This is a genomic window from Kitasatospora sp. NPDC001539, assembly GCF_040298565.1.
Lineage (GTDB): Bacteria > Actinomycetota > Actinomycetes > Streptomycetales > Streptomycetaceae > Kitasatospora.
In genome coordinates, this window is sequence record NZ_JBEPAK010000036.1 from 17810 (window position 1) to 38105 (window position 20296).

Below are 20296 nucleotides of genomic sequence, written 5' to 3' on the forward strand. Positions count from 1 at the left end.
CCGTCGCCGTCAGTCGCCGCCGGTCGCCGGCGCGCGCCCGTCGCCGGCGCGCGCCCGCAGCTCGTCAGCCGAAGGGCCGGTGCTCCGGCTCCGCGTCGGCCTGGCTCTCCGCCTCCGGCTCCTCCGCGACGCCGCTCGACGACTCCGTCATGCCGAAGGGGTCGAAGTCCGGCGGCGGGATCAGCACCGGCGTGCCCTTGCCACGACCCGGCTCCGCCTCCGCCGCCGGGGTGTCCTCCGCAGGGGCCGCCTGGGCCGGAACGCGCGGCGGTACCGAGGGCGGCGGCGGGACGGCCGGACCCTTCGCGGCGACGGTCGTACCGAACGGGTCCGCCTGCTGCTCGGCCGCGATCGTCGTGCCGAACGGGTCGGGAGCCGCGGCGCCCCCGGCGGTCGGTGCGGTCGGCCCGTCCGCGGCTCCGGTCGAGAAGTCCGTCATGCCGAAGGGATCGAAGTCCGGCGGCGGGATCAGCACCGGCGTGCCCTTCGGCTCCTCGTCGGCCTGGCCGGCGGCGCCCCCGGCAGTCGTCTCCTCGGCCACCGGTGCGAACGGGTTGAAGTCCGCGGGCGGGATGCGCACCGGAGTGCCGCGCAGGTGCACCGGCTCCTCCTCCGCCCCCTCGGTCGCGGGGACAGCGGCCGGCGCCGGGACAGCGGCCGGCGCGGGTGCGGCGGCCGGCACGGGTGCCGGGCCGTCCGGGCCGGTCGGTGCCGGAACGGGCACTGCCGTCGGCGGGGGCACGTGCGCCGCCGGGCTCGCCATCGGACTCGCCGCCGCGTTCGCGGCACCACCGGCCACCGCGACCGGCTCGCCGTCCCAGCCGAACTGGATGCTCTTCAGCAGCTCCGCGAACGCCTCCGTGTAGAGGTCCCAGTCCTCCGGCCGCGCCGTGGACAGCTGGGCGCACAGCACCGTGCCGCCGTCCGGCAGCGGGACGAACGCCTGGACGACCGAGGTGACCACCCAGCGCCGCTGCCCGTCGGAGGCCAGCGGGCCGGGCACCGGGACGGTCCGCCCCTCGACCAGGACGGCGGCCGGCCCGGCCGGGAGCAGCACCGTCCACACCTCGGCGTGCCGCCGTACGGTGGCCAGTTCGGTGGCGAGCGCGGTGATCGGCAGCGGGTGCCGGGCGAGCGAGATGACCAGGGTCGCGTCCGTGGCCCGTCCGTCCACCTCCAGGGCGCACACACCCGCGTAGCGGACGCCCGCCTCCTGGACCAGGTCGGTCAGGGTCGCGGCGATCACCGCGAAGTCGCGGCGCCGGGCCGTGCCGGTGGCGCCGAACAACTCCTCGGCCACCTCGGCGAGATGCGCGGTCAGCTCGGCGGCGGCCGCAGCGGTGGCCCGGTCGGCGCCGCCGTCGGCACCGTCCGGCAGAGCGGGCACGGTACGGGCGGAGGCTCCGGCGGGCCCGCCGGGGGAGGTGAGCGGGTGGAAGCCGGGCGGGACGACCAGGCGGACCTCGGCGCCCGCGCCGGTGGCCAGCTCGACCGGCTGCCGGGTCTGCTGCCCGGCCGCCAGCGCGGCCAGCGCCGGGGCGAACGGCGGGCGGAGCTTGGCGTCGGCGAACTCACCCGTGACCGGCAGCTGGAACAGCGCGGCCGAGGTGGTGCCCCGGTCCGCGATGGCGCCGCGCACCGCCCCGCCGCCGTAGTGGTCGTGCAGCGCGGCCGTCACCCGGTCGGCGATCGGGGTGCCGGTGCCGGGGCGGGCGGTTCCGGCGGTGACCACCGTGCCGAGCCGGTCGAAGGCCTCGTGCACCGGCCCGTTGGGTGCCAGCCGAAGGGTGAACAACGCCTCGGCGGCGGGGTGCCCCACCGTCCGCAGGGCGCTCAGCGAGGCCGCCGGGTGGCGTGAGGTGTGCTCGTCGAAGAGGGCGTCGGTGAGCGTGCCGAGGGTCGAGCAGACCTGCTCGGCCGCCGCGAAGGGGTTGGCCTCCGCGCTGAACTGGACGTCCTGGGTCAACTGGTGAGCCCCCCGCTCTGCTCCGTCTGCGTCGGTGGTTCCGGCTGGGACCGGGCCCGCTCGGGCGGCGCGCCGTCGGATCCCTGCTCATTCCTATCAGAGCCCACCGTCGTCGCCGAACCGCAGGATCACCCGATGATCATTCGCCGCCGGTTCCGGTGGAGCCCTGCGTGGCCTCGGCGGACGGTTCGTCCACCGGCGCGCGCGTCGGCGCTGCGGACACCGGGGCACCGGCGTCCGCCGCTCCGGACACCGGGGCACCGGCGTCAGCCGTTCCGGCGGCGAGCACGGTGACCGCGTCGAGGATGCCGGGGACGGCGAACAGTCCGGCGAGGTCCCGGACCAGGCGTCCGGTCGGCCCGTCCGGCCGCTCGCCGGCGAAGAAGGTGGCCAGTTCGGTGGCCAGGGCCGGTTCTCGGGCCGCGGTGAGGGTGAGCGAGGCGACGAACTCCTGCACCAGGTGCAGCTGCAGCTCCTCCAGCGGTACGGAGCGCTCGGCCAGCCACTCCAGCGAGGTGATCTCGGCGTTGGCGATCCAGGCCCGGACGGCCAGCCGCAGCCCGGGGCTCGGCCGGGGGATCGCCAGGTGGCTCAGGATCTGGTCGTGGGCGGCCCGGCGCACCTCGTCGATCACCGCCGAGGTGCCCGGGCTGGCCGCCACCGAGCCGCCCCGCAGCAGTGCGGCGAAGCCGGGCCCGTGGCTCTGCACGAAGTCCAGGTAGCGGCCCATCACCCGGTACAGCCGCTCCGACAGCGGCCCCTCCATGGGCTCCTCGAAGCGCGCCGACAGCTCCCGACCGGCCCGGCGCAGCGACGCCTCGTACAGGGCCTGCTTGCCCGGGAAGTAGTGGTACACCAGCGGCCGGGAGGCGCCCGCGGCGGCGGCGATGTCGTCGATCGACACCTCCTCCGGAGGCCGCCGGCTGAACAGTTCCAGGGCCACGGCGATGAGTTGCTCCCGCCGCTCGTCCACGCTCAGCCGCCGGCGCGGCCGCTCACCGGCGGCGCCCCGGCCGGGTGCGGCGGCGGTCCGTGCTGCGCGGTCGGCCGTCGGCGACGGCGTACGGGAGGCCATGTGCGCCACCCTATCCGGCACGCGCGCGTCGGCCCATGTGCCCCGGGCCCGGCCACGGCCCCCGGACGGTACCCGGCGTCCTCAGCATGGTTCCAGCCGGGTCGGTGTTCTAGCCGGCCCGCAGCTCCAGGTAGCGGCGGTAGGCCTCGCGGCCGTCGGTGACGAAGGTGTCGCGGGCGAGGCGCTCGGCGAGTTCGTCGGGGGAGAGCCAGGCGTGCCAGGCCACCTCGGACTCCTGCGGGGAGACCGGGCCGTCCCACTCCGCCTCGTAGGTGTCGCACCACCAGGAGAGCCGGCCGCCGTCCGGTTCCCGGAAGAGGAACTTGAACAGCGGTCGCGGGCGGATGCCCCGGACGCCGAGTTCCTCCTCGGCCTCCCGGACGGCTGCCTCGGCGTAGGTCTCGCCGGAGCCGACCACCCCGCCGACGAACATGTCGTAGGCGCCGGGGGCGAACAGCTTGGTGTCCGTGCGGCGGTGGACGAAGATCCGGCCGGCCGGGTCGCGGACCAGGACGAAGACGCAGCGGTGGATCAGCCCCCGCCGGTACACCTCCGCGCGCCGCGCCGTCCCGATGACCCGGTCGTGCTCGTCGACGACGTCCAGCAGTTCTTCGGAAGGGTTGGTCATGTCCCACAGGTTAGGGTTTCGAGGCCCGCTTCGAACGCGGGACCGATCGATTGGGCGGACACCGGGACGCTGGTCGGACTCCGAGGAGAGGGTCCGGACGAGCGGGTCCGGACGGGCGGAGGACGGCGCGCGATGGTGGAGATCTGGGGCGAGACGGCGGAGGGGTTCGAACCGGTTCGGGCGGCGTTCGCGCGGAACTTCGCCGAGTACGGCGAGCTCGGCGCGGCCTTCGCGCTGTACGTGCGCGGCCGGAAGGTGGTCGACCTGTGGGGCGGCGACGCCCGGCCGGAGGTCGGTGGGCGGCCCGCGCCCGCCGTGCCGTGGACGGCGGACACCGCCCAGGTGATGCGTTCCGTCACCAAGGGCCTGACCGCGGCCGCCGCCCTGCTGCTCGCCGAGCGCGGCCTGCTCGATCTGGACGCTCCGACGGCCTCGTACTGGCCGGAGTTCGCGGCGGCCGGCAAGGGCGGCGTGCCCGTGCGCTGGCTCCTGTCGCACCAGGCCGGGGTGCCCGCACTGGACGACCCGCTGCGCCTGGAGGACGTGCTGACCTGGGAGCGGGCCGTCGCCGCCGTGGCCGCGCAGACGCCCGCCTGGGAGCCGGGCACCGCGCACGGCTACCACCCGTACACCTACGGTTGGCTGGTGGGCGAGGTGGTGCGTCGGGTGAGCGGTCGGACGATCGGACAGTACTTCGCCGAGGAGATCGCCCGGCCGCTCGGACTGGACCTGTGGATCGGGCTGCCGGCCGGGGCCGCGCCCCGGGTCGGCAAGCTGGTCGACCTGCCCGCCCCGGAGGCGGCCCGCACCGGGCCGAGCGGGCTGCGGCTGCGGCCCAAGCAGTCCGTCCGGGACGCCTACCAGGATCCGACCTCGCTGACCGCCCGTTCCTTCGCCTCGGTCCTGCCCGGGGTCGACCTCAACGACCCGGCCGTGCAGGCCGCCGAGATCCCCGGCGCGGGCGGCATCGGCACCGCCCGTTCGCTGGCCCGGTTCTACGCGGCGCTGATCGGTGCGGCCGACCGCCCGGACGGCTCCGGCGCGCTACTGCCGCCGCTGCTCGGCCCGGAGACGATGGCCCACGCGGTCGGTCCGGCGGTGAACGGGCCGGACCGGGTGCTGATCGTCAACTCGACCTTCGGCCTGGGATTCTGGCGGCACGGACCGACCGCCCCGATGGCCTCCCCGGCGAGCTTCGGCCACCCGGGCCGGGGCGGCTCGCTGGGCTTCGCCGACCCGGAGCTCGGCCTGGGGTTCGGGTACGTGACCAACGGCATGCAGCCGGGCGTCACCGGGGACGTCCGCTCGCGCAACCTGATCCGCGCGGTGCGGGGGTGCCTGGGACTGTCCTGAGGCGATCGGCCGCCCGGACCGACTGGGCCGGGCGGCGGGCCGGGCAGACGGCCGGTCACGCGCGGGCGGTCCCGGTCACCCTGGCCGGCCCCGGTCACGCGCGGGCGGTCCCGGTCATGCCTGGCCGGTCTCGAAGCGGCTGATCTTCCCGTCCTCGACGGTGAACCGCCAGGCGGTGCGCATCTCGCCCCAGGTCTCGTTGGTGAAGTTGGCGACGAGGGCGCGGCCGCCGTTCGACTCGGTCTGGACGTCCATCCGGCCGTTGGGGCCGAAGATCTCCCGGTCGATCCAGTCCCGCAGGTCGCGCTCGGAGCCGTCGTCGGTCATGGTCGCGTCCGGCGTGAGCAGGGCGAGGAAGGCGTCGCGGTCGCCCGCGTTGACGGCGGTGACGAACGCGCGGACGGCGGGGTCGGTGAGCTTGGCGGGGGCGATGGTCATCTGCCGGGACTCCCAACGGGGACGGTCGGACTGGGGGAGTCCTGTCTACGGCGTTCGCGCGGCGTGCCCGGGCATGTCGGCGGCGCGTCGGCGAATCGGGGGGATTCATGTGCTTATGATCCTGAAACAGGCGATTTTTCCTGATAGGCCCGCCACGGGGAGTGGCGGTGGAGCGGGAGGCCCGGGCGGGCCTCCCGCTCCACGTGCGTCCTGCTGTTCGAGGGGCCGGGTCAGAACAGGCCGACCGCGTCGGGGGAGTAGCTGACCAGCAGGTTCTTGGTCTGCTGGTAGTGCTCCAGCAGGGCCTTGTGGTTCTCGCGGCCGATGCCCGAGTTCTTGTAGCCGCCGAAGGCCGCGTGGGCCGGGTACGCGTGGTAGCAGTTCGTCCAGACCCGGCCCGCCTGGATGGCGCGCCCGGCCCGGTGAGCGGTGTTCAGGTCACGGGTCCACACGCCGGCGCCCAGCCCGTACTGGGTGTCGTTGGCGAGGGCGACCGCCTCGTCGAAGCCCTCGAAGCGGGTGACCGAGACGACCGGCCCGAAGATCTCCTCCTGGAAGACCCGCATGCTGTTGACGCCCTCGAAGACCGTCGGCGTGACGTAGTAGCCGCCGGCCAGCGGGCCGCCGAGGTCCGCGCGCTCGCCGCCGACCAGCACCTTGGCGCCCTCGGCCTGGCCGATCTCGAAGTACGAGAGGATCTTCTCCAGCTGTTCGGCGCTGGCCTGCGCGCCGATCTGGGTGTCGGTGTCCAGCGGGTCGCCCTGGCGCATCGCGCGCACCCGCTCCAGACCGTCGCCGAGCAGCCGCTCGTAGACCGAGGACTCGATCAGCGCGCGGCTCGGACAGGTGCAGACCTCGCCCTGGTTGAGGGCGAACATCGCGAAGCCCTCGACGGCCTTGGCGTAGAAGGCGTCGTCGGCGGCGGCGACGTCCGCGAAGAACAGGTTGGGGCTCTTGCCGCCGAGCTCCAGGGTGACCGGGATCAGGTTGTCCGCGGCGGCCCGGGATATCAGCCGGCCGGTGCCGGTCTCGCCGGTGAAGGCGAGCTTGCGCACGCGCGGGCTGGCGGCGAGCGGGGCGCCGGCCTCCTCACCGAAGCCGGTGACGATGTTGACCACGCCGGGCGGCAGCAGGTCCGCGGTCAGCTCGGCCAGCAGCAGCACCGAGGCCGGGGTCTGCTCGGCGGGCTTGAGCACCACGGCGTTGCCGGCCGCCAGCGCCGGGGCCAGCTTCCACACGGCCATCAGGATCGGGAAGTTCCACGGGATGATCTGGCCGACCACGCCGAGCGGTTCGTGGAAGTGGTAGGCGACGGTGTCCTCGTCCAGTTGGGAGAGGCTGCCCTCCTGGGCCCGCAGCGCGCCGGCGAAGTAGCGCAGGTGGTCGACGGCGAGCGGGAGGTCGGCGACCAGCGTCTCGCGCACCGGTTTGCCGTTCTCCCAGCTCTCGGCGACGGCCAGGCGCTCCAGGTTGGCCTCCATCCGGTCCGCGATCCGCAGCAGCACCTGCGCCCGCTCGGCGACGGAGGTGCGGCCCCAGGCCGGGGCGGCGGCGTGGGCCGCGTCGAGCGCCACCTCGATGTCCTCGGCGGTGCCCCGGGCCACCTCGGTGAACACCTCGCCGGTGACCGGGGTGGGGTTCCCGAAGTACTCGCCACGGACCGGGGGCGTCCAACCGCCGTTGATCCAGTGCTCGTAGCGGGAGCGGTAGGCGATGATGCTGCCGGGCGCGCCGGGGGGCTGGTAGACCGTCATGCTCTGTGTCTCCTCGCGACGTCGGGCGCCGTCCGACGCCGGTCGGGCCCGGGCGGCGCGCCGGGCCGCCCAGTCGGGGGCGGTCCGGCGGGAGGGTACGGACACGCAGTCGGGCCGACGCCCTGTCGGGGGCGCCCGCCGTCGAGCACGATAGCCGCCGGGGTGCGGCGCGGCCACGGTCCGTACGGCGGGGGCGTACGGACGGTGTGCGATCCGGCCAGGGCGCGGTCAGCTCGGCGCCCGGTCCGGGGCGGCACCCGGGACGGGGTGGCACCCGGGATGGTCGGCGCCCGGTCCGGGGCGGCTCCCGGGACGGTCGGCGCGCGACCGGGGCGGCGCTCGATCGGTCGGTCTGCGATCCGGTCGGTCGCGCCCCCGGGCGCACGCGGGGCGCTCGGACGGCGTGCGGCGTGGGCCTCCCGCCGGCGGGACCGCCCCCGGGCGGGCCGGACCGCTCACACCGCGTGGTACCGGCCGGTGCGGGCCTCCCAGCTCAGGTAGCCGGCCAGCCAGGTGATCAGCCCGTCCGCGTACCGCTGGGCGATCGCCGCCTCGATCCGCGACAGGCCCAACTCCCGGTAGACGTCCGGCAGTCGGCCGTGCAGGTCGGCGCAGCGCTCGACCATCAGCTGGGCCTCGGCCAGGACCGCCGAGCAGGCCTCCTCGGCCGAGCAGCGGCGCTCCCGCTGCACGATCATGACGAGGTTGTTGACGTCCCCGCGCGGCGCCTCGAGCGGGAAGGACCGCACGTCGTTGCTCAGTGACGGTATGTCGGCTGCCAGCTGCCGGATCTGACGCAGCACCGGATGGTGCAGGACGGCGGCGGGAACCTCGAACTGGCCGAGGCGTTCGACCATGTCGAAGATGGTCTCCATCGCCGCGGTGCCTCGTCTGAGTTCGAGGTAGCCGTCCCGGTCCGGCGGCCGGGTGGAGATCCGGCCGGCTGCCTCGGCCGGGTGGCTGGCGAAGTAGTACTCCCAGTTGTAGGCCGCGCGGGCCTGCCAGCGGGCGGGCATGCCGCGCACGCTGCGGTTCCACAGGTCGGCGAAGGCGGTCTCGACCGCGGAGCCCGGATCGGGCCGGGCTCCGTGCAGGACGGCGATCAGGCGTTCGCAGATCGGGGCGACCTCGGTGGGGCGGCGGCCGAGCGGGCCGTCGAACTGGTCGTCGAAGAGGAAGTAGAAACCCATCAGGTCCGCGGCCAGGGCGAGTTCGTCCGGCCCCGCGTCCGGGTAGCCGAGCGCGGCGAGGTCGACCACCTCCCAGTGCGCGTAGCCGGGGTGGTCGGCATCGGGCAGCAGCGGGTGGCGGATCAGCCAGTCGCGGTGCAGCTTGGTGGCGTACGCGCCGTGGGGACTGCGGCGGTGCGGGAACGGGATCTGAAGTGAGGTGTCGTCAGACATCGGACTCCCGGTGCAGCGGAGGAGGGGGCGCTTGTGGTTCGATCATTGACCGTGGGGGAGTTGACGTGGGGAGGCCCTGACGGTGAGGGTGGAGGGCAAGATCATCTGAGCCTCGAGGGCCGTAGGGTATCGGATGTATTGATCGGACGTTAGGGATATAGGGCAAATGCCCTTGGCAAGCCGCCCGAACCCTCCCCGTCCGCCCCAGCCTGCACGAATGTCACCCGGCGGGCCGCACGCGGCGCTAACCTCGGCTCCACGAACAGTGATGGAGCGGCTCCTACGGGCAGTGGTCGACACGGGCAGTGGCGAGCCGTGCCGGGAGCGGGCGAGGCGGAGGCGCGACGGTGACCGAACAGAGCAACGGACTGCGGGCGGGGGCCGGTTCCGGCCGGGACGGCGACAGCGCCGGGCCCCGGGTCAGGCTACGCGACCGCGACGCCGAACTGCGCTCGGTGGAGGCCGCCATCGACCGGCTCTGCCGCGAGTTCGCCGCCGGCGGCACCGAGATCGGCGACCTGCTCACCTTCTCCGGCCGCCCCGGCATCGGCAAGACCAGTCTGCTGCACGAGGTCCGGCGGATCGCCAAGCTCCGCGACGGCGCCAGCGTGCTGTTCGCCCGCGGTGGCGAGCGGCAGTTCAAGGAGCCGTACCACGTGCTGCGCCAGCTGCTCCAGCCGGTGCTCAGCAGCCTGGCGGCCGACGAGTTCCGCCAGGTCATGGGCACCTGGGAGGAGGTCGTCGGACCGGCCATGGGCCTCAAGCAGCCCAAGGCCGGCGCCCGCCGCCTCGACCCGCAGGGCGTGCGCGACGGCCTCGACTACGTCCTCACCCAGCTCGCACCGCGCCGCGCGCCGATGGTGATGATCGTGGACGACCTCCACTGGGCCGACGCCGAGTCCCTCTCCTGGCTCGCCAAGTTCGCCGTCCGCTCCAGCGAACTGCCCGTCCTCCTGGTCTTCGCCTTCCGCGAGGACGAGAACGACTGGCCCACCGAGACCCAGGACCTCCGCCGGGGCGTGCTCGCCCTCAAGGCCCGCAAGCACGAGCTGAACCGGCTCACGCTGAACTCCGTCACGGACATGATCCGTGCCGAGCTCGGCGACAAGGCCGAGGACGCCTTCTGCTACGAGTTCTGGAACGTCGTCAACGGTAACCCCTTCGAGGCGGTCGCCCTGCTCGACCAGGTCCGCGACCAGGAGCTCGAACCGGTCGAGGAGAACTCCCGCCAGCTGCGCGAACTCGCCGTCGACGCCACCGGCATGACCCTCAAGACCTGGCTGGACCGGCTCGGCGCCAGCACCCTGCGGTTCGCCTGGGCCTGCGCCATGCTCGGCACCGACATCCGGGTCGACCTCGCCACCCGGATCTCCACCCAGAGCACCGAGGGCGCCCGGGAATCGATCAAGCAGCTGCGCAAGCAGCGGGTGCTCACCCAGTCGCCCAACGGCAACCTCGAGTTCGTCCACCCGCTGATCGCCAGCTCCATCTACAACACCATGCCGGAGGCCACCCGCCTCGGCATGCACGGCATCGCCGCCGCCGAGATCGAGAACGCCGGCCTCGGCCTGCTCGCCGCCTCCCGGCACCTCGTCGAGACCCACTCCGGCGAGGGCGACGACCGGATCGTCAAGAAGCTGCGCCGAGCCGCGGTCGAACACCAGCTGATCGGCGCCCCCGAGGCCGCCCAGCGCTGCCTGCACCGCGCGCTCAACGAGCCGCCCGCCGACGACATCAAGGCCGAGGTGCTGTACGAACTCGGCTGCTCCGCACTGCTCACCGACCCCGTCGCCACCGTCAACCAGCTGAGGCTCGCCCTCGACCCGGACGAGGTACCGCTGCGCCCCGACCTGCGGGTGGACGCCACCTTCCGGCTCTCCGAGGTGCTCGCCCACAGCGGCGAACTGGGCCAGGCCGCCCTGGTCTGCCAGGAGGAGGCCGCCGACCGCGCGGTGCTCGCCATGCGCGCCTGGGACCTCACCCTGCGCGGCGACCCCTCCGCCGAGGCGCTGGCGCTCGCCGACGAGGTCCTCGACGGCGGCCGGCTGCCCAAGGGCCTCGGCTGGACCGACACCACCTGGGGCTTCGAACTGCCCTCCATGCTGGGCCTCACCTACATCTACAACGACCGCATCGCCCAGGCCGAGCGGCTGTTCGCGGACGCCATCATCCAGTTCGAGGTGGCCGGTTGGAGCGGCGCCCACCGGGGCTTCGCGTACTTCCTGATGGGCCTGGCCCGGTTCCGCCGCGGCCTGCTCGCGGAGGCCGAGGACTTCCTGCGCCGGGCGTACCGGATCTCCGAGCGCGTCGGGGCGAAGCTGCCGCTGGCCTGGGACGCCGTCGGCGTGCTGGTGGACACCCTGATCGCCCGCGGCCGGACCGAGGAGGCCTGGGCGCTGGCCAACGAGTTCGGCTTCCACCCGCCCTACCACGCCACGGCCATGGTGCTGCCGGACGCGGCCTCGCTGTACGGCAAGCTGCTGATCGCCATGCGGCGCCACGCGGGCGCGGCGGCCGCGCTCACCGAGGCCGGCGCCCAACTGGAGGTCCGCGGCTGGCGGAACACCGTCTGGGCGCCCTGGGCCGGGCACCTGGCCATCGCGATCGCCGACGACGAGCCCGAGCGGGCCCGCTGCTACGCCCAGAAGGCCGTCGCGGACGCGCGCCGCTTCGGCACCGCCTCGGCGATCGGCAGCGCGCTGCGGCTGCAGGCGCAGGTCGAGAACGGCGAACAGGCGGTCGATCTGCTGGAGCAGGCGGTCGAGTACCTCGGGCAGTCCCCGGCCGGGTACGAGCACGCCGTCGCGCTGGTCGACCTGGGGGCCGCACTGCGCCGGGTCGGGCGGCTGGAGGACGCCCAGGAGTACCTGTACCAGGGCATCGAGCTGGCCCAGCACTGCTCGGCGGAGCGGCTGGTCGACCAGGCCCGGCGGGAGCTGGCCAACTACGGGCTGCGGCCCAACCGGCTGGAGAAGCGCGACTTCCGGGAGACGCTCAGCGGCCCCGAGTGGGAGGTCGCCAAGCGCGCGGCGCGGGGTGTGCCGCCGCAGCGGATCGCCGAGGAGCTGGGCGTGCAGCTGAGCCTGGTCAACCGGCGGCTGGCGGCGGTCTACCGCAAGGCGGGCAGCGGTCCGGACGGCCTGGCCTCGGCACTCGGGCTGCCGGGCCAGCCGCACGAGGAGCAGCGGGAGCACGGCGAGTAGCGGGAGCCGCGGGCAGGAGGAGGAGCGGGATCGCGGCCTGAGCGGCAGGGCCCGGCCGGTGGCGGCCGGCGGAGGCGGCGGGCGGAGGCGTCCGGGCGGCGCGCGGTGGCGTGGGAGCGCCCCCGCCCCCGCCGCCCTCGCTAGGCTGACGGACACCACGGGGCCTCCACCACGCCCCTGACGGATCGACGGACCCGGAACCGGGCGGAGGCGGCGGCGCTGTCGCCGCGAGTGAGGAGCAGCCATGGCGAGCGAGCCCACCGAGGTGCGGCACGGACCCCTCGACTCCTCGGGCGCGGGGGCCGCGATCCAGCGCTGGACGCTCACCGCGGGCCCGTACGAGGCGAGCGTGCTCAACCTCGGCGCCACCCTGCACACCCTGAGCGCGCCGGACCGGGCCGGCCGCACTGCCCAACTGCTGCTGTCCACGGACACGTTGAGCCAGATCCTGGGCCCGGCGCGGCACTACGGCACGGTGGTGGGCCGGTACGCCAACCGGATCGACCGCTGCGAGGTCACCATCGACGGGCAGGAGCACCCGCTCGCCCCGACCGGCGGCGGGATCACCATCCACGGAGGGCCGGACGGCTTCGCGCAGCGGATCTGGGCGGCCGAGCCGGTCGACGGCGGGGTGCGGCTGCGGCTGCACAGCCCGGACGGCGACCAGGGTTTCCCGGGCGCGCTGGACGTCAGCGTCTCCTACACCCTGGACGCCGGCGGCGAGCTGGTGATCGACTACCGCGCGGTGACCAGCAAGCCGACCGTCGTCAACCTGACCAACCACGCCTACTTCAACCTCGCGGGTGAGGGCAGCGGCGACGTCCTGGGCCACCTGCTCACCCTCGACGCCGACGAGTACACCCCGGCCGACGAGCGGCAGATCCCGTACGGGCGGACGGAGCCGGTGGCCGGCACGCCCTTCGACTTCACGGTGGCCACGCCGATCGGCAAGTCGGTGCATGACGACCACCCGCAGCTGGCCGGCCCCGGCGGCTACGACCACAACTGGGTGCTGCGGGCCCGGCCGGCGGACGGCAGCCCGGCGCGGGCCGCCCTGCTGGAGGACCCGGTCAGCGGTCGCACCCTCGAGGTGCTGACCTCCGAGCCGGGCATCCAGGTCTACACGGCCAACAAGTTCCAGGGCGCGGTCACCGGTGCGAGCGGGGTGCCGTACGGCCCGTTCGCCGGGATCGCGCTGGAGACCCAGCACTTCCCGGACTCCCCGCACCAGCCGGCGTTCCCGAGCACCGTGCTGCGGCCGGGGGAGGAGTTCCGCTCGACCACGGTGCTGCGGCTGGGCACCAGGTAGCCGCCGGTTCCGGCGGTACCTGGTCAGCCGTTGCCAGGGAGGTCCCGGCGCATGCAGAGCCGGGGCCAGCGGTCCAGGCCGTGGTCGGCCTCCCGGCGGCGGATCCGGCGCAGGCCCGGGGTGAGCTCGTGGTCGGCGAGCGGGCGGAATCCGCAGCGGACGTAGTAGGGGGCGTTCCACGGGACGTCCGCGAAGGTGGTCAGGGTGAGCGCGGGGGCGCCGGCGCTCCGGTGCTCGGCCAGGTGCTCGATCAGGGCCCGGCCGATGCCCCGGCGGGCGTGGTCCGGGTGGACCGACACCTGCTCGATGTGCAGGGCGCCGTCCACCGGCTCGGCCAGCAGGTAGCCGGCGACCGGCCCGTCGGGGACCTGTGCGACCAGGGCGACGCCGTGCCGCAGGTAGTGCGCCAGCTCCTCCGGGGCCGGGGGCTCGTCCTCGGCGATCTCCGGCATCCCGATCGCGGCGAAGGGCGCTCCGGCGGCGCGTTCCAGGTCGACCAGCAGCGCGAGGTCGTCGTCGACAGCGGTTCTGATGCGCATCCGCCCAGTCTGCTGCAAGCGCCTCCCGGCCGGCCCCGGAGGCCCCGTCGGCCGGCCATAACGGGGCACAACGGGACGGATGTCGCCATCGCACCGTGCTGTCAACTACCGAGCGGCCACGTCCAGGACACACGGATGTAACGATCGCCGTTTCTTGCAGAAACTTTCTGCAAGGACTTTCCGTCTCTCTTGCGCCGCTGTTAACTTCCTTCCCGAGCCCGACGGCAGCGAAGGTGCGGTCGGCACGAGGCAGCCATTATGCGCCTGTCTCCGAACATCTCGGGCACCCCCACCCTCCCAAGGAGTTCTCATGCGGCGTGGCATCGCGGCCTCTGCCCTCGTTGTGGCCCTCGCGGTCTCGATGGCTGCCTGTGGCAGCAGTGGCGGCTCCGGTTCGGACGGCAAGGCCGACGGCCCCGTCACCCTGACCTACTGGGACACCTCCAACGCCACCAACGAGGCTCCGAACTACCAGGAACTGGCCAAGAAGTTCGAGGCGGCCAACCCGAACATCAAGGTCGACTTCGTCAACGTGCCGTTCGACCAGGCGCAGAACAAGCTGCAGACCGCCATGGGAGCCAAGGGCGCGCCGGACGTGTTCCGCTCCGAGGTCGGCTGGACCGCCGCCTTCGCCAAGGCCGGCTTCTTGGAGCCGCTGGACGGCACCCCGGCCGCCGCCGACACCTCCACCTTCCAGCCCAGCCTGATCCAGCAGGCCAAGTACGACGGCAAGCTGTACGGCGTCCCGCTGGTGACCGACACCCTGGGCCTGCTCTACAACAAGGAGCTCTTCGCCAAGGCCGGCATCACCACCGCGCCGAAGACCTGGGACGAGCTCAGGACCGACGCCGCCGCGATCAAGGACAAGGCCGGCGTGGACGGCTTCTGGCTCAAGGCCGCGGACGGCTACTACGCGATGCCGTTCCTGTTCGGCGAGGGCACCGACACCGTCGACGCCGCCGGCAAGAAGATCACCGTCACCTCGCCCGAGGCCGTCAAGGCCGTCGAGACCTACAAGTCGATGTTCAACGGCCCCGGCCTGGCCAAGGCCGACGTCACCACCGACGCCTACGCCCACATGATGGACGCCTTCAACAGCGGCAAGGTCGCGGCGATCATCCAGGGCCCGTGGGAGATCACCAACATCTACAAGGGCTCCGCCTTCGCCGACAAGAACAACCTCGGCATCGCCGCCGTCCCGGGCGGCTCCGGCGGCAAGGCCGGCGCCCCCACCGGCGGCCACAACATCTCGGTCTACGCCGGAGCGGACAAGGCCCACAAGGCCGCCGCCGAGAAGTTCGCCGCCTTCATGACCTCGGCCGAGAGCCAGGCCTTCATCGCGCAGAAGAACTCCACCCTGCCGACCCGCTCCGACGCCTTCACCGCCGACGTCAAGGCCGACCCGGGCATCGCCGGCTTCCAGGGCATCCTGAACAGCGCCAAGCCGCGCCCCGAACTGCCCGAGTACAGCTCGCTGTTCTCCTCCCTCGGCGAGAACCTCGGCAAGGCCCTCCAGGGCACCGCCACCCAGGACGCGCTGAACACCGTCGCCACCGACTACGCCAAGCTCCTGCCGGGCTTCGCCAAGTAGTCCCCGGGCCCGGCCTGCCGACCTCCGGCAGGCCGGGCCGTCGGCTCCCCCGAGATCCCCCGAGAAGGTGCAAACGATGTCAGTCGCCGTCCAGGGCGCCACCGGCAAGGGCAGCCGGGAGCGCGATCAGCGTCCGGGCCCGCTGGACCGCCTCAAGCGCTCCTACGCCAAGCACTGGTACGCCTACGCGATGATCGCCCCGGTCGTGCTGGTGCTGGGCGTGCTGGTGCTCTACCCGCTCGTCGAAGGCGTCTGGCTCACCCTCACCGACGCCAACAGCCTCAACACCGCCCGCACGATCGGCGTCAACAAGATCCCGGCCAGCTACGACTTCGTCGGGTTCCACAACTACGCCGACATCCTGTGGGGCCCCGGCTCGTACGACCGCTTCTGGTCGCACTTCGTCTGGACCATCGCCTGGACGGGCATCTGCGTCTCCCTGCACTACACCCTCGGCCTCGGCCTCGCCCTGCTGCTCAACAAGAAGCTGCGCGGACGCGCCGCCTACCGGATGCTGCTCATCCTGCCCTGGGCCGTGCCGACCTTCGTCACCGTCTTCTCCTGGCGGCTGATGCTCTCCGACGGCGGCGTCGTCAACAGCGCCCTCTCCGCCCTGCACCTGCCCCAACCCGGCTGGCTCACCGACCCGTTGGCGCAGAAGGCGGCCGCGATCCTGGTCAACACCTGGGCCGGCGTGCCGTTCATGATGATCTCGCTGCTCGGCGGACTGCAGTCGATCCCGGCCGAGCTGTACGAGGCCGCCGAGATGGACGGCGCCACCCGCTGGCAGCAGTTCCGCCACGTCACCCTGCCCGGGCTGCGCACCGTCTCCTCCACCGTCGTCCTGCTCGGCGTGATCTGGACGTTCAACCAGTTCAACGTCATCTTCCTGCTCTTCGGCACCGGCGCCCCCGACGCCCAGCTGCTGGTCACCTGGGCCTACCGCCTCGGCTTCGGACAGATCCCCCGGGACTACGCCCAGTCCGCCGCCTACGGCGTGATCCTGCTGTCCATCCTGATCGTCTTCACCGCCTTCTACCGGCGCTGGCTCGCCCGCAACGAGCAGGCCAACGGCTGAGGCCCCGGACCCAGTTGACCCACGAAGGCAGGTACCCCCGATGAGCACCACCACCGAACGCCCCGCCCCGGCGCCGACCACGGCCCCGGCCGCCAGGCCGGCCAAGGTCCGTCCGCGCGGCGAGAGCGGCCCGCTGGCCAGGACGCTGTCCCACGCCGCCCTGGCCCTCGCCGGACTGATCGCGCTGTTCCCGGTCGCGTGGATCCTGTTCGTCTCGCTCGGACCGGACAAGACCGACTACCTCCACCCCGGCCAGATCCTCGACAAGCTCACGCTGTCGAACTACCAGCACGTGCTGGCCGACACCGACTTCTTCACCTGGTTCGGCAACGCCGTGCTGGTCTCCGGCATCACCACCGTGTTCGGCGTGATGGTCGCCGCCACCACCGGCTACGCCGTCTCCCGGATGAAGTTCCCGGGGCACCGGCCGCTGATGTGGTCACTGCTGGTCACCCAGATGTTCCCGATCGCGGTCCTGATCGTGCCGATGTACACGATGCTCTCCGAACTCGGCCTGCTGGACAGCTACACCGGCCTGATCCTGGTCTACTCCACCACCACCGTGCCGTACTGCGCCTGGCTGCTGAAGGGCTACTTCGACACCATCCCGGTCGAGATCGACGAGGCCGGCCGGGTCGACGGGCTCACCCCGTTCGGCACCTTCTGGCGGCTGGTGCTGCCGCTCGCCCGGCCGGGACTGGCGGTGGCCGCCTTCTACTCCTTCCTCACCTACTGGGCCGAGGTGCCCTTCGCCTCCACCTTCATGCTCAGCTCCGACAAGTACACGCTGGCGGTCGGCCTGCAGACCTTCGTCAGCGAGCACGACGCCCAGTGGAACCTGATGGCGGCGACCGCCGTGCTGATCGCCATCCCGTCCGCGGCCTTCTTCTACCTGGTGCAGCGCCACCTGGTCACCGGCCTGACCGCCGGTGCCTCCAAGTCGTAACGCCCCGCCGCACTCCGGCGCCGACTCCGCGCCCGGCGCCCACCGCAGACGGGCGCCCGGCACGGACCCGGCGCTCACCGCGGACCCGGCGTTCCCCGCTCCTCTAGTCCCCAAGGGATTCCGTCCATGACCCAGAACCTGGCCGACACCTCCCGGCCCGCCGCCGACACCGCTCACGAGGCGAACGTCAGCGCGTCCAGAGGCTGGTGGCGGGACGCGGTCATCTACCAGGTGTACCCGCGCAGCTTCGCCGACTCCAACGGGGACGGCATGGGAGACCTGCCCGGCATCCGCAGCCGCCTGCCGTACCTGCGCGACCTCGGCGTGGACGCCGTCTGGCTCTCCCCGTTCTACGCCTCGCCGCAGGCGGACGCCGGCTACGACGTCGCCGACTACCGCGCGGTGGACCCGATGTTCGGCACCCTGCTGGACGCCGACGCGCTGATCCGGGACGCCCACGAGCTGGGCCTGCGGATCATCGTCGACCTCGTCCCCAACCACTCCTCGGACCAGCACGAGTGGTTCCAGCGCGCCCTGCGCGAGGGCCCCGCGTCCCCGCTGCGCGACCGCTACCACTTCCGCCCCGGCAAGGGCGAGAACGGCGAACTGCCGCCCAACGACTGGGAGTCCATCTTCGGCGGCCCGGCCTGGACCCGCACCGAGAACCCGGACGGCACCCCCGGCGACTGGTACCTGCACCTGTTCGCCCCCGAGCAGCCCGACTTCAACTGGGAGAACCAGGCCGTCGCCGACGAGTTCCGCTCGATCCTGCGGTTCTGGCTCGACATGGGCGTGGACGGCTTCCGCATCGACGTCGCCCACGGCCTGGTCAAGGCCCCCGGCCTGCCCGACCTCGGCGGCGGCGACCAGCTCAAGCTGCTCGGCAACGACGTCATGCCGTTCTTCGACCAGGACGGCGTCCACGAGATCTACCGCAGCTGGCGCAAGATCCTCGACGAGTACCCGGGCCAGCGGATCGGCGTCGCCGAGGCCTGGACCCCGACCGTCCAGCGCACCGCCAACTACGTCCGGCCCGACGAACTGCACCAGGCCTTCAACTTCCAGTACCTGGGCACCGACTGGGACGCCACCGCGCTGCGCGAGGTGATCGACCTGTCGCTCGACTCGATGCGCCCGGTCGACGCCCCCACCACCTGGGTGCTGTCCAACCACGACGTCACCCGGCACGCCACCCGGTTCGCCAACGAGCCCGGCCTCGGCACCCAGATCCGCACCCCCGGCGACCGCGAGCTCGGCCTGCGCCGCGCCCGCGCCGCCAGCCTGCTGATGCTCGCGCTGCCCGGCTCCGCGTACGTCTACCAGGGCGAGGAACTCGGCCTGCCGGACGTCACCGACCTGCCGGACGAGGTCCGCCAGGACCCGTCCTTCTTCCGCCAGGCCGGGCAGGACGGCTACCGCGACGGCTGCCGGGTGCCGATCCCGTGGTCCGGCACCGAGGCCCCCTACGGCTTCGGGCCGGTGCCGGGCGGACCGTCCTGGCTGCCGCAGCCGGCCGAGTGGGCCGAGCTCAGCGTCGAGGCGCAGACCGGCGACCCGACGTCCACCCTGGAGCTCTACCGCAGCGCGCTGGCCGTCCGCCGGTCCCAGCCGGACCTGGGCGCCGGCACCGAGGTCGAGTGGCTGGACTCCCCCGAGGGCACGCTGGTGTTCCGCCGCGGCTCCTTCGTCTGCACCGTGAACACCACCGGCGAGCCGGTGCGAATGGCGGCGCCCGGTCGACTGCTGCTCGGCTCGACCGAACTCGCGGTGGACGGCGGCGAGACGGTGCTCGCTCCGGACAGCACCGGCTGGTGGGCGGTCTGACGTGGTTGCAATAGGCTCTGGGACCGTGACTACGGCGCGACTCTCAGACATCGCGGCGCAGGCGGGGGTCAGCGAAGCCACCGTCTCCCGCGTACTCAACGGCAAGGCGAACGTCTCCGCCGCGACCCGGCAGACCGTGCTGGCCGCGCTCGACGTGCTCGGTTACGAGCGGCCGACCCGCCTGCGCCAGCGCAGCGCCGGGCTGATCGGGCTGATCACGCCGGAGCTGAGCAACCCGATCTTCCCCGCGCTGGCGCAGGTGATCGAGCAGGTGTTGAGCCGGCATGGCTACACGCCGGTGCTGTGCACCCAGACGCCGGGCGGGTCCACCGAGGACGAACTGGTGGAGATGCTGGTCGACCGGGGCGTGGCGGGCATCGTGTTCGTCTCCGGGCTGCACGCCGACACCACCGCCGACCACGACCGCTACGCCCGACTGGCCGGGCGCGGGGTGCCGTTCGTGCTCATCAACGGCTACAGCGAGCGGATCGACGCACCCTTCATCTCGCCGGACGACCGGTCCGCGATGTGGATGGCCGTCCAGCACCTCGCCGAACTCGGGCACGAGCGGATCGGGCTGGCCGTCGGGCAGCGGCGGTACGTGCCGGTGCTGCGCAAGATGGAGGGCTTCACCGCCGCGATGCGCGAGGTGCTCGGGCGCAGCCGGGAGGAGGCCGAGGAACTCGTCCACCACACGCTGTTCAGCGTGGAGGGCGGGCACGCGGCGGCCGGCGCGCTGCTCGACAAGGGCTGCACGGCGATCGTCTGCGGGAGCGACATGATGGCGCTCGGGGCGATCCGGGCGGTGCGGCAGCGGGGGCTGTCGGTGCCGCAGGACGTGTCGGTGGTCGGCTTCGACGACTCGCCGCTGATCGCCTTCACCGAGCCGCCGCTGACCACGATCCGCCAGCCGGTCGAGGCGATGGCCACGGCGGCGGTGGACGCGCTGCTGGAGGAGGTCGGCGGGAACGCCGCCCAGCGCGGGGAGTTCATGTTCCAACCGGAGTTGGTGATGCGCGGGTCCACGGGGGCCTGTCCGCGCTGAGCCCCCGGCGGGGGAGGGCCTGACGGCCGCGCGGTGCGCGATCGGACGTGAACGGGCGGGCCCCGGAGAGCAGTTGCTCTCCGGGGCCCGCCCGTTGGCGTGCGGCCTCCGTCCGGGCTCTGCCGGACGCCCGGGGGGCTTCCG

General features: G+C 73.2%; 15 protein-coding genes. 8 read left to right on the plus strand and 7 right to left on the minus strand.

Annotated features, from left to right (window positions below; genetic code table 11):
* Positions 1-64: 64 nt before the first annotated feature.
* From ABT247_RS09100 to ABT247_RS09110, 3 genes are all read right to left on the minus strand, one after another.
* Positions 65-1966, minus strand: coding sequence for a hypothetical protein (locus tag ABT247_RS09100; RefSeq protein ID WP_350740334.1), 1902 nt, complete (start codon positions 1964-1966; stop codon positions 65-67).
* Positions 1967-2105: 139 nt separating this feature from the next.
* Positions 2106-2945, minus strand: coding sequence for a TetR/AcrR family transcriptional regulator (locus ABT247_RS09105; RefSeq protein ID WP_502892414.1), 840 nt, complete (start codon positions 2943-2945; stop codon positions 2106-2108).
* Positions 2946-3150: 205 nt separating this feature from the next.
* Positions 3151-3669, minus strand: a complete 519-nt coding sequence (locus ABT247_RS09110; protein WP_350740340.1) for an NUDIX hydrolase — start codon at positions 3667-3669, stop codon at positions 3151-3153.
* A gap of 132 nt (positions 3670-3801) precedes the next feature.
* Here ABT247_RS09110 and ABT247_RS09115 point away from each other — a divergent pair, with 132 nt between their 5' ends.
* Positions 3802-5022: a serine hydrolase gene (locus ABT247_RS09115; RefSeq protein WP_350740343.1), complete on the plus strand. Its 1221-nt coding sequence runs from the start codon at positions 3802-3804 to the stop codon at positions 5020-5022.
* Positions 5023-5136: 114 nt separating this feature from the next.
* On the opposite strand, the gene ABT247_RS09120 is transcribed toward ABT247_RS09115, so the two are convergent.
* The 3 genes from ABT247_RS09120 to ABT247_RS09130 form a co-directional block, all read right to left on the minus strand.
* Positions 5137-5460: a nuclear transport factor 2 family protein gene (locus ABT247_RS09120; protein ID WP_350740346.1), complete on the minus strand. Its 324-nt coding sequence runs from the start codon at positions 5458-5460 to the stop codon at positions 5137-5139.
* A gap of 230 nt (positions 5461-5690) precedes the next feature.
* Positions 5691-7214 (minus strand): acetaldehyde dehydrogenase ExaC, encoded by a 1524-nt coding sequence (exaC, locus tag ABT247_RS09125; RefSeq protein WP_350740349.1) that lies wholly within the window; start codon positions 7212-7214, stop codon positions 5691-5693.
* Between the two features lie 455 nt (positions 7215-7669).
* Complete coding sequence (locus ABT247_RS09130) at positions 7670-8617, minus strand: terpene synthase family protein (protein WP_350740352.1); 948 nt, start codon at positions 8615-8617, stop codon at positions 7670-7672.
* A 347-nt stretch (positions 8618-8964) separates the two neighbouring features.
* Here ABT247_RS09130 and ABT247_RS09135 point away from each other — a divergent pair, with 347 nt between their 5' ends.
* Entirely contained in the window at positions 8965-11820 is a 2856-nt protein-coding gene (locus ABT247_RS09135; RefSeq protein WP_350740355.1) for an ATP-binding protein, read from the plus strand.
* Between the two features lie 244 nt (positions 11821-12064).
* A complete protein-coding gene (locus tag ABT247_RS09140) occupies positions 12065-13129 on the plus strand; it encodes an aldose epimerase family protein (RefSeq protein WP_350740358.1) in 1065 nt (354 codons plus the stop codon).
* Between the two features lie 23 nt (positions 13130-13152).
* On the opposite strand, the gene ABT247_RS09145 is transcribed toward ABT247_RS09140, so the two are convergent.
* A complete protein-coding gene (locus ABT247_RS09145) occupies positions 13153-13668 on the minus strand; it encodes a GNAT family N-acetyltransferase (RefSeq protein ID WP_350740361.1) in 516 nt (171 codons plus the stop codon).
* A gap of 310 nt (positions 13669-13978) precedes the next feature.
* On the opposite strand from ABT247_RS09145, the gene ABT247_RS09150 reads away from it, so the two are divergent.
* The 5 genes from ABT247_RS09150 to ABT247_RS09170 all read left to right on the plus strand — a co-directional run bounded on the left by ABT247_RS09150 (position 13979) and on the right by ABT247_RS09170 (position 20152).
* Positions 13979-15259, plus strand: a complete 1281-nt coding sequence (locus ABT247_RS09150) for an extracellular solute-binding protein (RefSeq protein ID WP_350740364.1) — start codon at positions 13979-13981, stop codon at positions 15257-15259.
* A 76-nt stretch (positions 15260-15335) separates the two neighbouring features.
* Entirely contained in the window at positions 15336-16337 is a 1002-nt protein-coding gene (locus ABT247_RS09155) for a carbohydrate ABC transporter permease (RefSeq protein ID WP_350740367.1), read from the plus strand.
* Between the two features lie 40 nt (positions 16338-16377).
* Positions 16378-17283, plus strand: coding sequence for a sugar ABC transporter permease (locus ABT247_RS09160; RefSeq protein WP_350740370.1), 906 nt, complete (start codon positions 16378-16380; stop codon positions 17281-17283).
* A 126-nt stretch (positions 17284-17409) separates the two neighbouring features.
* A complete protein-coding gene (locus ABT247_RS09165; protein WP_350740373.1) occupies positions 17410-19107 on the plus strand; it encodes a glycoside hydrolase family 13 protein in 1698 nt (565 codons plus the stop codon).
* Between the two features lie 25 nt (positions 19108-19132).
* The gene (locus ABT247_RS09170) at positions 19133-20152 is read left to right on the plus strand and encodes a LacI family DNA-binding transcriptional regulator (RefSeq protein ID WP_350740376.1); all 1020 of its coding nucleotides are present in this window, start codon (positions 19133-19135) and stop codon (positions 20150-20152) included.
* The last annotated feature ends 144 nt before the right edge of the window (positions 20153-20296 follow it).